The following is a 15684-nucleotide window of genomic DNA, read 5'->3' as shown; positions in this document are numbered from 1 at the left end:
GGCAGAGACGGCAGGCCCGGCGGCGGGGTCAGCCTGCCCCGGCCGGTGCGCCGGGCGGGACGGGAGGCAGGACCGTTGGAAGTTCGGTGCGGCGGCGGATGCCGAGTTTTCGGTAGGCGGCCGTCAGGTGGGTCTCCACCGTGCGCCGGGCGAGGTGGAGCAGAGTGGCTATCTCCCCGTTCGTCCGGCCCTCGGCGGCGAGGCCGGCGATGCGGCGCTCGCTGTCGGTGAGCGCGGCGGGGCCGGTCCGCGGGGCGCCCGCGCGCCGGGCACCGCCCTCGTGGAGCAGCCCCTCGGCGACGGTGCGCAGCCGGACCGCGCCGAGACGTTCGGCGCGCTCCACCGCCTCGCGCAGCGGCTCCCGGGCGTGGAAGCGCTCCCCCGAGGCGGCCAGCCGGCGGCCGTGGGAGACCAGGGCCGAGATCAGCTCCGTACCGACCGGCCCCTCGCGCAGGACCTCGACCGCACGGCCGGTGAGTTCCAGCCCGCGCCGGCCGCCGGTCGCCTCACCCAGCACGCGCAGCGCCCGGCCCAGGACACGCGGGGTGTGCCACACCTCGGCGAGCCGCAGTTCCTCCTCGGCGAGGGCCAGCGCCTCGCGCGGCCGGCCCAGCGCCAGCCGGCACTCGGCGGCGCCGATGCGCCAGGGGGCGACCACGGACCTGGCCGTCTCGCGGGCCGCCTGGCGCCGCCCGCACTCCAGGAAATCGTCCAGGGCCGCCGCCGGGTCCCCGGCGGCGGCGCGCAGCACCCCCCGCGCGTACAGGAAGCGGTGGGTTCTCCAGGAGTCCTGTGCCGTCCGCAGGTCGAACCCGTCCACGAGGCGGGCCGCTTCCTCCAGCCGGCCCGTCTCCACCAGCGCGATCACGGCCTGTGTGTGCGCGCTGGTCGGCCCGGGGCCGGACTGCCCGGTCACGGGCTGCCGGGCCCCCGGGTCGGCGAGCACGGTGGCAAAGTCCGCGCGGGCCGCCGCGAGTTCCACCCGCACGTCGAGCAGGACATGGTGCATGGGGTGCAGCAGGAAGGATCCCAGCGTGTCCAGTGCGCGCCGCACCAGGCGTTCGGCCTCGTCGAGCTCGTCGGCCCACTGGGCCACGGCGGCGGCCGTGCAGAGCAGGAACGGTTCGGCGAACGAATCGGCCGGCTCCTCGAGCAGTCCGCGGATCCGGGCCATCGCGTCCTGGGAGGAGACCAGGCCGGCCGTCGCCTCGTACCGCACGATCAGTGCCCGGTGGGCCGTGTCGAGCAGGTCCGGGGTGTCCCCGTCCGGCCCGCGCCGCCGCCGGTACTCCTCCCGCAGGGCACCCAGTTCGTGGTCCGAGATCAGTACGGCGACGGCGCGCAGCGTGCGGACCAGGTCCGGGTGGTCCGTCAGCCGGGCCTCCTCCGTGCGGAGCACGCGGAGCGCCGCCGGGGTCTCACCGCTGCGGGAGAGCGCCGTGGCCAGGGCCACCATCGCCCGTACCAGGTCCCGGGAGCTGCCCGGGAGCCGTACGGCCTCCGTGAGCCGGGTGATGCCGCCGGACGGGTGCTCGGCGCACTCCAGGGAACCCAGTTGGATGAGGACGGTGGCCCGGCGGCCGGGCGCCATCGGCTCATCCAGGGCGCGCCGCAGGAACGCCACAGCGGCTCGTGCGCGGCCGGCGCCGACCTCGGCGACCGCCGCCTGGACCAGTACGTCGACGGCCCACGGCTCGGCCACCACGGAGGCGTGCGCCAGGTGCCCGGCCACCACGGCGACGTCGGCGCCCCGGCGCATCAGCTCCTCGGCGGCGGTGCGGTGGGCCGCCCTGCGCCGGCCGCTCGTCCAGCCGCTCAGCACCGCGTCGCGCAGCAGCGGATGCGCGTACCGGGGCAGTCCGTCCGCGTCCTGGCGCAGCAGTCCCAGGCGGGTCATCGCGGTGAGCCAGCCCGCGACGCGGGCCGCGTCCACCTGGGCCATCCTGGCGATGACTTGGGCCTGGACCTCGTGGCGTTCGGCGGCGCAGGCCACCGGCCACCCGCCGCTCACGAGCGTCCCGCCGTCCGCCGCCGGCGCCCCGTCCCCCGCGGACGGGGCCCGCGTGGCACGCGCCCCGGTCTCCGCGGTGACGCGGGCGTCCGGGATGGCCTGCGCACCGGGGACCGCCCACGCTCCCCCGTTCTCCAGTACGGCCAGGGCGCGGGCGACCGCGGACGTCGCGCCGCCGGCACTGGCCAGCCACCAGGAGACGGCGTCCGGGTATCCGCCCGGGTACAGGGCGGCGCAGGTGTCCGGCAGTTCCGCGGGCGGGGCGGGTTCGCCGGCCGCGCCCCCGGACGCCAGGTCGTCCAGCAGGGCGCGCAGCAGCAGCGGGTTGCCCGCGCCGGCCCGTACGCAGTCGGCCACCCGGCCGGGCCCGGCTCCCGGGAAGGCGGCGCGGACCAGTTCCGCGGCCGTGCCGGCGCTCAGCGGGGCGAGGGTGTGGGTGCGCACGAGGTCGGGCGGGAGCGCGTGGGCGAGACCGGCGCCGGGCGGGTCGATGTCGTACTGGCAGCGCTCGGTGACCACCAGGAGCACCGGCAGCCGGTCGAGGCGCCGGGCCACCTCGGTCAGCCAGCGGCGCGAGGACGGGTCGGCGGCGTGCACGTCGTCGATCGCCACGAACAGCGGAGCGCGGTCCGCCTGCCGCCGCAACAGCCGCCACAGCCGGGCGGTGTACGCGCGCGGGTCTGCGGTGGCGGGCTCTGCGGCGCCGGGGTCCCCCGGCCCCGCCTCCCCGCACCCGGCCAGGACATCGTCGGTCAAGTCCATTCCGTCACAGAGGAGTTGACGGACGGTGGCCCAGTGGGTCCCGGTGTCCTCCGGGGTGCAGCGCGTGCGCAGCACCCGCATCCCCAGGGCCGTCGCCTGCTCGGCGGCGGCCTCCAGGAGCGCGGTGCGGCCGGTGCCGGTGGCTCCGCGCAGCAGGACCAGACGACCGGATCCCCCACAGGCGCGTTCGGCCGACGCGGCCAGCAGCCGCAGGGCGTCACCCCGTTCGCTGAGGGATTCCACTGGGGACAACGATTCCTCCTGAGCCGGGCGGGTCATGGTCGGTGAACGGGCGGGTCGTGATCGATGAACGGGCAGGCAGGGGGGCGGACGGACGGGCAGGGGGCGGACGACCAGGGCCCACCCGAACGAGCGGGCGGTGGGCGGGAAGACGGGCGAGGAAGGCGCGCCGCCCCCCACCGGGGAGGACGCGGGAATCGGTCCGGCGGATGCCCCAAGAGCCTTGGCAATGTGGCCTCTTGGGGCACGAAGCAAGGATGGGGGAGTGAATCACGGGTAAAGGTATGGACGTGGGGCGCCGGGTCGTGTTGCATTCCCGCAGAGCCGGGACATGCCTCCCGGCCCCCGCACACAGCACGGCCGAGGCGTACGCGACAGGGGCCCGGCCGGTAACCGGCGTGCGTGATCTCGTGGTCCGTCTCGTGGTTCTCCACGATTGCCCGCATCCCACCCCGCACAGGAATGTGGAACCGGAACATCGGACCCGGGCGCCCCAGCAGTGCCCGGAACTCGGGCATGGGGATTCGGTTGCGCAGCTCGTACGGCACCGCGGAGGCCGCCCAGGCGGCCGAGCAGGAACCCCGGATTCCGGTGGTGGTCGACGCACCGGACCCCATCTCACGGGCCGGAGCGGTCAGTGAACTCCGCAGACACCCGGTGATCGATCTGGTGGACGACGGGCGTAACGGTCCGGGCACCGTGGCCCTCCTGATCAACGACCATCTGGACGAGGGCCTGTTGACCCGTATGCGCAAACTCGTGCGCAGCGACGGCAGCCGGGCCGTGCTCGTGGTCGGCGCGATCCGGGAGACCGAACTCCTCGACGTGGTCGAATGCGGGGTCGGTGCCATCGTCTGGCGCCACGAGGCCACCGCGCACCGGATGGTGCGGGCTGTCGTGGCGGCCTCCCGGGGCGACGGGGACCTGCCCGCGGACCTGCTGGGCCGGCTGATCAACCAGGTGGGCACGCTGCACCGCGCCTCCGCGGGCCACCCCGGAGGCGCTGCCGCCGGGCTGACGGCCCGTGAGGTCGATGTCCTGAGGCTCGTCTCCGAAGGACTGGACACCGGAGAAATCGCCGGCAAACTCTCTTACTCCGAACGCACGGTCAAGAACGTGTTGCACGGACTCACCACCCGGTTGCACCTCCGCAACCGTGCGCACGCCGTCGCGTACGCCCTTCGGGAAGGCTACATCTGACCGAACGGGCAATCGAGTTGCCCCCCTCGGGCAGGCCCCCGTGCCCCGGCCCCGTACCGGAGCGTCCACGGCACGGCGCGCCCGCGGGCAGGATCGGTAGAGCTCGGCGGCCCGGCGGGCCCGGCAGCCGGAGAGCCGCGGAACGGCAGAGCAGGAGTACGACGGTGATCCACGAGGTGGACGAGGTCCTGAAGAGGCTCCTCGAAGGCGGGGCCCTGGCCGGCTCCGGCATCGAGGTGTCGCTGGACGCCCCGACCCGGGACTGGGCGGCCCGCCGCAACGCGCCCGCCATCAACGCCTACCTCTACGACATCCGTGAGGAGGTCGCGCGGCGCGAACGCGGCACGGTCGCGGTCACCGACGACCGCGGCCAGGTGGTGCGGCGCCGCCAACCGCCGCGCTGGTTCCGGCTGTCGTACCTGGTCACCGCCTGGACCAAGCAGCCGCAGGACGAACACCGCCTGCTGTCCGCCGTGCTGGCCACCCTGCTGCCCCGCGAAATCCTGCCGCCCGCCGAACTTCCCGGCGCCCTTGGCGCGTTGGGGCTTTCGATACCGCTGACGGTGGCCGGCACCCAGACCGAGTCACGGTCCCTCGCCGAGATCTGGTCCGCGCTCGGCGGTGAACTCAAGCCGTCGCTCGACCTGGTGGTGGTCGCCCCGTTCCCGGCCTTCCCGGAGTACGACGCCGGCCCGCCGGTCACCCAGGGCGCGGCCGTACGGGTCCGCGCGGTCGACGGCACCCTGGACGACTCGCCCGAGCGCAGCCACCGCCCGCACCACATCGAGCGGGGGAAGCGGCACCGTTGAACAGCTACGACCACGACCCGGCCGAGGCACTCCTGGAGCACGTCCTACGGCTCCGGGAACGCGTCGCCCTGCTGGTCGAGCACCGCGCGGCCGGTGACCCGACCGCCGACGACCCGCTCCGCGGCCTCTACCTGTCCGAGGAAGCCGTCCGGCACCACCTCCGCACCTCCCCCCACCTGCCCCCCGCCGCACCTGACGCATACGACGACTCCGGCGACTCCGGCGGCCTCGGCGGCCTCGGCGGCCCTGAGGGCGACGGCGGCGAACTCCCCGGCGACCGGCTCGGGCCGCTCGCGCGGCGGCTCGGCCTGCGTCCGCTGGAGGTGTCGGTGCTGCTCGTGGCACTCGCCCCCGACCTGGACCGCTCCTTCGAGCCTCTCTACGGCTACCTCAACGACGACGTCGGCCGCCGCCGCGCCACCGTCGGACTCGCCCTGGACCTGTGCGGCGCCCCCGTGCACCGGCCCGAGGTCCGCGCCGTCTTCCACTCCTCGGCACCCCTGCGGTCCCTGGCCCTGCTCGGCGTCGACGAGCCGGAGCGCCCGTTCCTCAGCCGGTCGCTGCGGGTCCCGGGCCGCCTGCTCGCCCACCTCCTCGGCGACGACACCCCGGATCCGTCCCTCGCCGGGCGGGTGCGCCCGCTCACCGTGCCGGCCACCGCGGACGGGTCCGGCGGCGACACGTTCGCCGGGCGGCTCGCCGCACGACTGGCCGCCGCGCCGCTCACCGTCTACCTGCGCGAGCACCGCGACGGCGAGGGCCTGGTCCACGCCGCGCGGGCCCTTCCCGGCGGCGCCCTGCACTACTCCCCCCAGGGGCCGCACGCCGAGGAACCGCTGGGCGCTCTGCTGCGCGAGGCCCGGCTGCGGGACCGCGCCGTGGTCGTGTCCCCGCTTCCGGACGATCCCGGGGCACTGGTGCGGGCACTGTCGGTGCCCGATGTGCCCGTGGTGTTCACCGGCTCCCGGCCGTACGACCCGGAGTGGTGCGACCACGACCCCCTCGTCCTGGACGCCCCCCGGCTGGGCGCCGGCGCCGTGGACACCTGGTCGGCGGCACTGCACGCCGGGGCAGACCCGGACGTCCGTACGGGCACACCGGCGGGTCCCCCAGACCCCGCCGGGCCCCCCGCCTCTGCCGGCCCCCCCGATCCTGCCGGTCCCCTCGCCTCTGCCGGGCCCCCCGACCCCGCCGGTCCCTCCGCTTCTGCCGGGCCCCCCGATCCGGCCGGGCCCCCCGCCCTCAGCACCCCCGCCGGACCCGGCGGCTCCCTCGGCTTCGACCTCGCCGCCACCGTGGCCCCGTACCACCTGAGCGCGGACCGGGTGCTGCGGGCCGCACGGGCCGCACGGGGCCTCGCCGCGTTCGACGGCACCGCGCTCACCGCCGACCACCTCAGGCTCGCCGCGCGCCAGCAGTCGGCCTCGGGGCTGGAGCGGCATGCCCGGCGGATCCGGCCGGCGGTGGACTGGAGCGACCTGGTGCTGCCCGAGGCTCCGCTGACGCGGCTGCGGGAGTTGGCCCAGCGGGCCCGGCACCGCGACCGGGTGCTCGGCGACTGGCGGCTCAGTGCCGGCGGCGGCCGGGGCCGGGGCGTGCTGGGACTGTTCGCCGGCGAGTCCGGCACGGGCAAGACGCTGTCCGCCGAGGTCGTCGCCGCCGAACTGGGGCTGGACATGTACGTCGTGCGGTTGTCCTCGGTCGTGGACAAGTACGTCGGCGAGACCGAGAAGAACCTGGAGCGCATCTTCTCCGAGGCGGACCGCACCGACGCCGTCCTGCTCTTCGACGAGGCGGACGCCGTGTTCGGCAAGCGGTCCGAGGTCAAGGACTCGCACGACCGGTACGCCAACATGGAGAGCGCGTATCTGCTGCAGCGCCTGGAGTCCTTCGACGGCATCGCGCTGCTCACCACCAATCTGCGGGCGAACATCGACGAGGCGTTCACCCGACGGCTGGACCTGGTGGTCGACTTCCCGTTCCCGGACGCCGGTCAGCGGTTCGCGCTGTGGCGGCACAGCCTCTCCCACGTGCCGTGCGCGGACGGCATCGACCCGCACCGGGTGGCGCGGGACTTCGACCTGGCCGGTGGTTCCATCCGCAGCGCCGTGGTCACCGCCGCGTACGCGGCCGCGGACCGGGACGGGCGGGTCACCACGGCCGACCTGCTGGAGGGCGCGCGCCGGGAGTACCGCAAGGCGGGACGGCTGGTGCCGGGCGAGGGCACCTGGTGACGGAAGGCGCACCGTCCGCCCCGCCGGCCCGGCCGCGGCCGGGCCTTCCCGACGAGGGCGGCCTGGTAGGGACCGGTCAGCCCGTCTTCGTGAGCCATTTCTGATTGTCCCAGTCCATGCACGGCCACAGCACCAGCTTCGTACCGTTGAGGGTCCTGCGTTGATAGGCGTCGACGCACTTGTTCGCCTGCGGGTTGACCAGTTCGCGATTTTGGTTCATCGCGAACTGCTGGGCGAGGTTGCCGCTGCACCGGGCGAGCTGGATCAGAGCGCCGTCGTCCACCGAGCCCCAGGCCACGTCCATGCACATGTCCATGGAGCGGACGGTGCCGTCGGCCTGGATGTCCCACCGCTGGTTGGGGGCATCGGCTTCGCAGTCCCGCAGTTCCAGACCGGTGCCGTCCTGCGCCACGCCCTTCTTCAGCGGAACGGTGACGCATCGCTCGGAGCCCACGCCCATGATGAGGTCACCGACCAGTTCGACCTCTTGCCCGGCATCGTCCTGGCCGCCCCCGCCGCCGTCGGTCTCCGGCTTCTCCTTCTCCTCGGAGTCCGCGCCGTCGGAGTCCCCGGTGCCCTCGGGCTTCTCCTGCTCGGGCACCTGCGCCTCCGCCGACGGTTCGGCGGGCGTCACGACGGCCGGCGCGGACAGAGCGGGGCTCGGAGCGGGAATTCTGCCCACGTCGGCCTCCGCCACCTGTTCGGTGGCCAGGGAGCGGACCTCGGGCTTGTAGGACAGCCAGATCACCACGAACGCGATCGTCAGCGCCAGCGTCATACCCAGCACCGTGGCCAGCCACCCGGGAAGAAAGCCGCGCTGGACGAACGTACCGTCCACACTCTGCGGATCCACCCCCGAACGCTGCACCACCAGCGCATACGGACGCTCCTGCTTCGAACCGAACCAGATGATCTCCCGCGGCTTCAACCGCGCCTTGACGAACACCGCACGACCCGGCTCGATCTGCACATTGCCCGGATCCAGATCGAACGACAACTGATCACCGTTGTCACTCCCACTGAGCGACGCCGTCACCCTCGTATTACCGAGATTGTCCACCGCCAGCCTCGGACGCCCCCGCAACCGCCCCTTCACCACCGGCGGAACCAACTCCGCCCGCACCTCCGTGAACGGCGTCACCGTCACATTCCCCTCGGGAACAACCGTCGCCTCCGGATGCTCCGTCGGCGAGATCCGCACCGCATACGGATGCGGACCCGCCGCCGCGTCCGACGTACGCGGCGGAGCGAACGACACCTCCACCGTCCCCGTCGTCCCCGGAAACAACCGCAACGACACAGGCTCCACCCGCGCCCACGGCGCAAGATCACCCACCGGCTCGAACCGGTACTCGTCCACCACGTCACCGGTATTGCGCACCCGCAACCGCACCGTCGCACTACCACCGGGATCCACCGTCGTCGACGCCGGCTCAAGAGAAGTCCAAAGGGTCACACAGCGACGCTACGGGACACTCCCTGAGAGGTCAGGAGCCTCGGGGGCAGGGTCGGCTGCCCGGACAGGCACCCGGTTGCCCGGTCCGGTGGCGGCACGCATCCCCGGGGCGCAGCCGCCCCGGCCGGGCCCGCGCCCTCCCCCACGGCCTACTCATCGCCCGACGCCCACTCGGATTCCGATACGGCCGGGTCGTGGCCGCCATTCGGCGCCTCCGACATCTTCCCCCTGAGGACCCAGTCCTGGTCCAGGGTCACTTCTTTCTCCGCGGCCCTCCTCCTGACGCCCTCCACCACCTCGGGGTGGTCCCGCATCCACTCCGGCATCACCCAGCCCGGGAAGAACTGGTCGTGGGTGCCGGCGGCCTCGACCTCGTACCCGTTGGGCCGGCCGAGGTGCTCGTTGACGGCTTCGAAGGCCCAATGGCAGCCGCTGCACGCCTTCTTGACGCCACCCATGCTGACCTTCCTGGGGGTGGAAGAGTCTTCTGCCGGGTTCTCCAGCCAGTGTTCGACGTGCTGGCCCAGCACGGTCATCTCACCGTGCCGGGAGGTCCCCTTCTCCGCTGCTCCGCCGACCGCGAACCACTTGATCGGCTTCCTCAGGGCCTCGGTGATGGCGAGCAGGCCCTCGGCCCCGCTGTGCCGCTTGGCGTAGTCACCGCTGATCTGGGCCCGGAACTTGACCCGGTCCCTGTTGGCACGCAGGTCGGCATTCCGGCCCTGCTCCGCGGCCTTCGCGTTCTTCACCTCGTCGGACCGGTCGATGTACCGCTGCAGTTCCTCCTCGACCACCCTTTTGTCGTTGTCGGTCACCTTCTTGTCACCGGTGTTCCCCGCGATGGCGAGGGAACCGTCGGGCAGGAGCGAGACGGCCAGGTGGGGGGTGATCTTCTTCGCGCCACGGGCCACGTTCTTCCCCTTCCTGTCGCGGAAAGCGCTGTTGGTGTCGATGACGGTCTGCAGCGCGATGCGGGACATCCGGTCCAGCATGCGCAGGGTCACGTCCCGGTCATTGGCGCCCGTTTCCTGGATCTGCTGGAACCCGGACGCGGGGGCGGCCTCCTCCGTGTCAATGGCCCGCTGCACGTCCGGCACACCGGTGTCCACGACCCGCTGGAGGCCGTGTGCGCCCTCAGCGCCGGACGGGTGCACCTCGGCGGGCCCGGGGGCACGCTGCACCGGGGCCGCGCCGCTCATCACCCGGCGGGCGTTCGCCTCGGCCTCCCGCTCGAAGCGGTCGCCGGGATCGCTGACCTTCAGTCCGCTGCCGTTGTCGCTGCCGGCGACCGGTCCCCGGCGCTGCTGGATGACGTGCGTCAGCTCGTGCGCGAGAGTGTGCTTGTCCGCGCCGTCCCGGCCGATCACCACATGACTGCCCGAGGTGTACGCGCGGGCCCCGACCTCCGCCGCAGAACGCTGGGCCACGGCGTCCGTGTGGAGGCGCACATCGTTGAAGTCCGCGCCGAGCCTGGCCTCCATCTCCGTCCGCAGGGGGGCGTCCAGGGACCGGCCCGGAGCACGCAGCACCTGGTGCACCGCCGACCGCTGCACCGAAGGGGAAGCCGTCTCGGTGGGCAGGTGGCCGCAGCTCGCGTCGTGCCGGTGGCGCTCCTCCTCGACGGCGCGGCTCACCGCCGCGTTGCCCGCCGAGCGCTGGAGCTCCAGTACACGGTGCGCGAACACGAAGGGGGCAGCCCCTTGACGCCTGCCGCTCCCTTCCGCGGTCCTGTCGCTCCTGGCTTCCTGTGCGCGCATGGGCAGTCTCCATCGTGGGCGGATGCATGGGGTTCCCATACGTACCCGAAGCCGGCGGGCATCGTAAGGCACTCGGGGGCAGTCATGTGGGCACCGCCGCGGGTTGCCCCTCCGGGCAACCATCGTGCCCCCGGCACGGCCCTCGGGAACGTTTCGAACAACGCACTGCGCGCGCGAGGGTGAGCGTAGACCTGACTCGTACCCCGAGGAGAGCAGAGCATGCCGTCCTACCTGTCGCCGGGCGTCTACGTCGAGGAGGTGGCCAGCGGCTCGCGCCCCATCGAGGGGGTGGGAACGTCGGTCGCGGCCTTCGTCGGGCTCGCACCATCCGGTCCGCTGAACACGCCGACCCTGGTGACCAACTGGACACAGTTCGTCGCCGCCTTCGGTGCCTTCACCGACGGGTACTACCTGGCGCACTCCGTCTACGGCTTCTTCAACAACGGCGGCAGCGCCGCCTACGTGGTCCGCGTCGGCGGTGCCGCCGGTGAGACGTCCGGCGCCCCCGCCGAGGTGACCGGTTCGGCCGCGCCGGCCGCGCTGCCCGCCGGGGCGCCCCAGCAGCTCGGCACGTTCACCGTGACCGCTGTGGCCGCGGGTTTTGGCCCGCTCAGCGTCGAGGTCTCCGACCCCGAGGGCGAGGGTCCCGCCGAGCGGTTCAAGCTCGTCGTCAAGGACGGCGGCAAGGCCGTCGAGTCCTTCGACGTGACCGCCAAGAAGGGCGGCCGCAACTACGTCGTCACACAGGTGAAGGAGCGCTCCAAGCTCATCGCGGTGCAGGAGGCGACGCCCGCCGCGCAGCTCGTGCGCCCGGAGAACCAGACCGTGGCCCTCGTCGCCCCGGCCGCCGCGCCCGCCGCCCCGGCCGCCGCCGTCGCCGACGCCACCGGGGGCCACCCCGGCCCGGCCCAGTACCTCGGCGACTCGGCGGACCGTACCGGCTTCGGCGGCCTCGAGGCCGTGGACGAGATCTCCATGGTCGCCGTTCCCGACCTGATGGCCGCCTACCAGCGCGGTGCCATCGACCTGGAGGCCGTCAAGGCCGTCCAGCTCGGCCTGATCGCGCACTGCGAGCTGATGGGCGACCGGGTCGCCGTCATCGACCCGCCCCCCAACATGAACGCCCGCGACATCCGCGTGTGGCGCCAGGAGACCGCCGGCTACGACTCCAAGTACGCCGCCCTCTACTACCCGTGGGTCAAGGTCTTCGACCCGGCGAGCGGCCAGACCAGGACCGTCCCGCCGAGCGGCCACATCGCCGGCATCTGGGCCCGCAACGACTTCGAGCGCGGTGTGCACAAGGCGCCCGCCAACGAGGTGGTGCGCGGCGCCGTCGACCTGGAGATCCAGATCACCCGCGGCGAGCAGGACCTGCTCAACCCGGTCGGCGTCAACTGCATCCGCGCCTTCCCCGGCCGCGGCATCCGCGTCTGGGGCGCCCGCACCATGTCCTCGGACCCGGCCTGGCGCTACCTGAACGTCCGCCGGTACTTCAACTACCTGGAGGAGTCGATCCTGATCGGCACCCAGTGGGTGGTGTTCGAGCCCAACGACCACCAGCTGTGGGCCAGGATCCGGCGCAACGTCTCCGCCTTCCTCGTCAACGAGTGGCGCTCGGGCGCCCTCTTCGGCGCCCGGCCGGAGGAGGCGTACTACGTCAAATGTGACGAGGAGACCAACCCGCAGGAGTCGGTCGACCTCGGCCGGGTCATCTGCGAGATCGGCATCGCGCCGGTCAAGCCGGCCGAGTTCGTGATCTTCCGCTTGGCCCAGTTCTCCAGCGGAAGCGGGGAGCTGGAGGAGTAGGGGGAGGTCTCCCCCCGCGTTCTCCGCCCTCCCATCCCCCGGTCCCGCTCTCGGCTCACGCCGCGGGCGGGCCGCTCAAGGTCAGAAGGAAAGAAAGATAAATGAGTCTGCAGCCGGGTGACGCCCTTACGTCACACAATTTCGGCCTCCAGATCGACGGTGTGATGGTCGAGTACCTCGCCGAGGTCAGCGGCCTCAGCCTCGAGCAGGACGTCATCGAGTACCAGCAGGTCTCGGCCCAGGGCAAGCCCGTCACCAAGAAGATGCCGGGTGTGAAGAAGGCCGGCACCTGCACCGTCGTCCGCGGCATGACCCAGTCCGCGGCGTTCAACCAGTGGATCAACGAGTCGGTCAACGGCGCGATGGCCACGGCCCGCAAGAACGCCACCATCATGGTGATGGACTACCAGAACAACCCGGTCAAGCGGTACAACATGCGCAACGCGTGGTGCAGCAAGATCGACACCAGCACGGTGAAGGCCGGTGAGGCCTCCGCCCTGTCCGAGACCGTGACCATCACGTTCGAAGAACTGGTCATCGAGTAATGCGCCGTACCACTGCCCGGCCGGGATCCGTCCCGGCCGGTTCCGGTCCCGGGACCGGAACCGGCCGGGAGCCCGTCGCGGAGAGCCCGGCGGGACCGGAGCAGACCCTGCCCGCGCCGCCCGCGGAAGCGGCCCCGGCCGGTCAGGTGCTGCGCACCGAGTTCCCGTTCGAACTGCCGCGCGGGTACGTCGACGACTCCGGCACCGTGCACCGGCACGGTGTGATGCGGCTCGCGACCGCACGGGACGAACTGATCCCGCTGCGCGACGTCCGGGTGCAGGAGAACCCCGCCTACTTGTCGGTGGTCCTGCTCGGCCGGGTGATCACCCGGCTGGGCACGCTGCCGATGGTGCACGACGGGGTGGTGGAGAACATGTTCGCCTCCGACCTGGCGTTCCTCCAGGACTTCTACCGGCAGGTCAACGCCGAGGGCCACACCCGGGCCGGCGTGACCTGTCCCCACTGCGAGCAGCCGTTCGAGGTCGAACTCGGCGGGAGCCGCCTGGGGGAATCGTGACGTACGCGACCGACCGGCTGCACGAGGAGATCGCGTACATCGCCTACCACTTCCACTGGAGCCTGGAGAACATCCTGGACCTCGAACACGGCGACCGCCGCCGGTACACGGAGCAGATCACCTCGCTCGTCACCCGCGCCACGGCGGAGGGCTGACGCGGCATGGGATTCCTCGACCGGTTGCGGAACGCGCCGGGGAGGCGGGGCCGGGCCGACGCATCCAGCGCGGCCGACACGCCCACGCCGTCCCCTGCCACGGGTGCTGCGCAGGATGCCCCCGGGGCGTCCTCGCGGGCGTCCTTCGCGTCCGCGGGATCTGCCGGAGCGGGTGACAACGGCGGCGGCGCGTCCGTGGTGCGGACCGCCGCCTGGCCCGGGCTGCCGCCGATCCAGCGGGCCACCGCCCGGCCCTCGTGGCCCGTCGCCGACTCCGGGTTCGGTGGCCGGCTGAGCACCTGGCAGAACCCGGCCTTCATGGGCACGCTCTCCCACGCCGTGCTCGACGGGGCGCCCGGCGGGCTGGTCCAAGGCGTCCTCGCCGCCTCGGCGGAGCCCTCACCGGGACTCGAACTGCCCTCGCTCTCCCTGCCGGTCGCGGCTCCCCGGACCACGCGCCCGGAGCCCGGCAAGCACGGCGAGCACGGCGCCGGGCACTCGGGCGACGGCACGGCGCCGCCGCCGGTACAGCGCGCGGCAGCGCCCCTCACCGTCACCCGCCCTTCGGGGCCGTCGGTCACCCCCGTCCCCGTCCCCGCCCCGGCCCACCGGCCCGCGGCACTGACCCGGACGACGGCCACGGCAGCGCCCCTCCAACGGCGTGCCCTGCCGGTCGCCGGGGGCACCGGCAGGGGCGGCTCCGGTACACGCCCGGCCGCCTCACCGGCTCCCGCGGTCACCCCGCCGTCCTCCCCCGCCCCGGCCGCCGGGGGAGCCGCTCCCGCCGGCGCGCGTCGCCGGCCGCTGCTCGGCGCGCCCGTGACGGCCCCGCCCCCGGGTTCCGCCCCGCTCACGAACTCCCCGGCCTCCCCGGCCTCCGGCACGGATGCCCCCGCCCCCGTGCAGCGCGCGGCCGTGCGGCCCGGTCCGAGTGCGCAGGCCACCAGTAGTCGGGCCGGCGCGGACTCCGGTACGGGTACGGCCTCCGGTACGCAGGCCGGAGTGGCGGTTCCTCGGGTGGCCGAGGACGCCGGCCGCCCCGGCGGGCCGGATCCTGCGGTCCAACGGACCGTCACATCCGTGCGAGCGGCGTCCGGTACGCCCGGCCCCGACCCGGCGCCGGTGTCCGTACCGCGCGGGGACACCGAGGGAGCGGCGGGGGAGCAGGCACCGGCACGAGCGGTTTCCTCCCCGGCGCCTGCCACCCCGGCGCCTCCCGTGGTGCGGTCCCTGACCCCGGCCCGTGCACTGGCTCCCGCCGTGCCGTCCGCGCTGTCGCCGATGGCTCCGAGGCTCCGCCCCGCACCCGTGGCCGTACCCCTGCGACAGACCGCGCCCGCCGTGCAGCGACGGGCGGCCCGGTCCGGCGGCGGTGCCACGAGCACGCGACAGCCCGACGCCTCCGGGCCGTCGGGCGGCCCAGGACCCGGACGGCCCGGCACCGCGCCGGCAGACGGTGGTGGCGGCACGGCGGCTCCTGCCGCAGCGGCTCCCGTCGCGACAACTCCCGCTCCGGCGGCTTCCGTTGCGCCTGCCCTCGCGCCTCCCGTGGTCTCTGCCGCTACGCCTTCCGTCGCGCCTCCCCCGTCCGGCGCCGTGAGCCCGGCAGCCGTGTCCTCGGGAGCGCCCTCGACCGGCCCTTCGGGGACGCCGGCCGCGCCGTCCGAAGCGTCGACGGTGCAGCGCGCACCGGCCACCCCCACCGGGCCGGCGGCCGGCCCGCCCGGGAGCGCCCGCGGCAGCACACCCGCGTCCGCGCCGACCACCGTCCCCGTGGCCGCCGTGCAGCGCCTCGCCCGGCCCGGCTCCATGGCACCCGCCGCGCCGATCCGGCGTGTCCCGTCGTCGTCACCGGCGCACCGGGACACGACCGTTCCCGTATCCCCCGGGACCACGGCCACGCCCGGATCCTCCCCGTCCGTCGCCACCGCCGAGACGCCCCTCGTCCAGCGGGCCCGGAACACGCACATCGCCTCACCGTCCGGCACTCCGGCCACCGTCCCGGCACCCGGAACGGCCGCTCCCGGGGCCACCGCTCCGACCGTGCAGCGCCGCGCGGGCTCCGGAACTTCGACCCCGGCCTCATCCATCCCCGCACTCCCCGTCGCCGCCATCGGTGACGCCCCCGCCGCACCCGGCACCCCTGTCACCGCTCCGACACCCGGAATAGCCGCCCCCGGGACCACCGCCC

Annotated in this window: 10 protein-coding genes and 1 pseudogene; 8 read left to right on the top strand and 3 right to left on the bottom strand. The window is 73.9% G+C overall.

Translation table 11 applies throughout. The features are described from left to right. Positions 1–28: 28 nt before the first annotated feature. Positions 29–3016, bottom strand: coding sequence for a helix-turn-helix transcriptional regulator (locus ACFPZI_RS14115; RefSeq protein ID WP_381363215.1), 2988 nt, complete (start codon positions 3014–3016; stop codon positions 29–31). A gap of 513 nt (positions 3017–3529) precedes the next feature. Here ACFPZI_RS14115 and ACFPZI_RS14110 point away from each other — a divergent pair. The 3 genes from ACFPZI_RS14110 to ACFPZI_RS14100 all read left to right on the top strand — a co-directional run bounded on the left by ACFPZI_RS14110 (position 3530) and on the right by ACFPZI_RS14100 (position 7256). Further along, the gene (locus tag ACFPZI_RS14110) at positions 3530–4213 is read left to right on the top strand and encodes a helix-turn-helix transcriptional regulator (protein WP_332429485.1); all 684 of its coding nucleotides are present in this window, start codon (positions 3530–3532) and stop codon (positions 4211–4213) included. 164 nt (positions 4214–4377) lie between these two features. After that, positions 4378–5022, top strand: a complete 645-nt coding sequence (locus ACFPZI_RS14105) for a Pvc16 family protein (protein WP_381363022.1) — start codon at positions 4378–4380, stop codon at positions 5020–5022. Then, on the top strand, positions 5019–7256 hold the full coding sequence (locus tag ACFPZI_RS14100) for an AAA family ATPase (protein WP_381363020.1): 2238 nt from the start codon (positions 5019–5021) through the stop codon (positions 7254–7256). Before ACFPZI_RS14105 ends, ACFPZI_RS14100 begins: the two co-directional genes overlap by 4 nt. A 76-nt stretch (positions 7257–7332) precedes the next feature. Here ACFPZI_RS14100 and ACFPZI_RS14095 read toward each other — a convergent pair whose 3' ends face one another. Continuing rightward, positions 7333–8712, bottom strand: coding sequence for a ricin-type beta-trefoil lectin domain protein (locus ACFPZI_RS14095; RefSeq protein ID WP_381363019.1), 1380 nt, complete (start codon positions 8710–8712; stop codon positions 7333–7335). A 149-nt stretch (positions 8713–8861) separates the two neighbouring features. Beyond that, positions 8862–10469 carry an eCIS core domain-containing protein gene (locus ACFPZI_RS14090; RefSeq protein ID WP_381363017.1) on the bottom strand — a complete coding sequence of 536 codons (1608 nt, stop codon included), beginning with the start codon at positions 10467–10469 and terminating at the stop codon, positions 8862–8864. A gap of 219 nt (positions 10470–10688) precedes the next feature. Here ACFPZI_RS14090 and ACFPZI_RS14085 point away from each other — a divergent pair, with 219 nt between their 5' ends. From ACFPZI_RS14085 to ACFPZI_RS14065, 5 genes and pseudogenes are all read left to right on the top strand, one after another. After that, on the top strand, positions 10689–12275 hold the full coding sequence (locus ACFPZI_RS14085; protein WP_381363015.1) for a phage tail sheath family protein: 1587 nt from the start codon (positions 10689–10691) through the stop codon (positions 12273–12275). Between the two features lie 101 nt (positions 12276–12376). After that, the gene (locus ACFPZI_RS14080; protein ID WP_065004200.1) at positions 12377–12820 is read left to right on the top strand and encodes a phage tail protein; all 444 of its coding nucleotides are present in this window, start codon (positions 12377–12379) and stop codon (positions 12818–12820) included. Then, positions 12820–13338 carry a hypothetical protein gene (locus ACFPZI_RS14075; protein WP_381363012.1) on the top strand — a complete coding sequence of 173 codons (519 nt, stop codon included), beginning with the start codon at positions 12820–12822 and terminating at the stop codon, positions 13336–13338. Before ACFPZI_RS14080 ends, ACFPZI_RS14075 begins: the two co-directional genes overlap by 1 nt. Continuing rightward, on the top strand, positions 13335–13493 hold the full coding sequence (locus ACFPZI_RS14070; RefSeq protein WP_215209509.1) for a DUF6760 family protein: 159 nt from the start codon (positions 13335–13337) through the stop codon (positions 13491–13493). The genes ACFPZI_RS14075 and ACFPZI_RS14070 overlap by 4 nt, the downstream gene beginning before the upstream one ends. A gap of 195 nt (positions 13494–13688) precedes the next feature. After that, a pseudogene (locus ACFPZI_RS14065) lies at positions 13689–15684 on the top strand (hypothetical protein); the annotation flags it as partial.

The sequence above is a fragment of the Streptomyces chlorus genome, assembly GCF_042655885.1.
GTDB classification, from domain to species: Bacteria; Actinomycetota; Actinomycetes; order Streptomycetales; family Streptomycetaceae; genus Streptomyces; species Streptomyces chlorus.
Note: the sequence above shows the minus strand (reverse complement) of the source record. Positions and strands in the feature narration are given on the sequence as shown.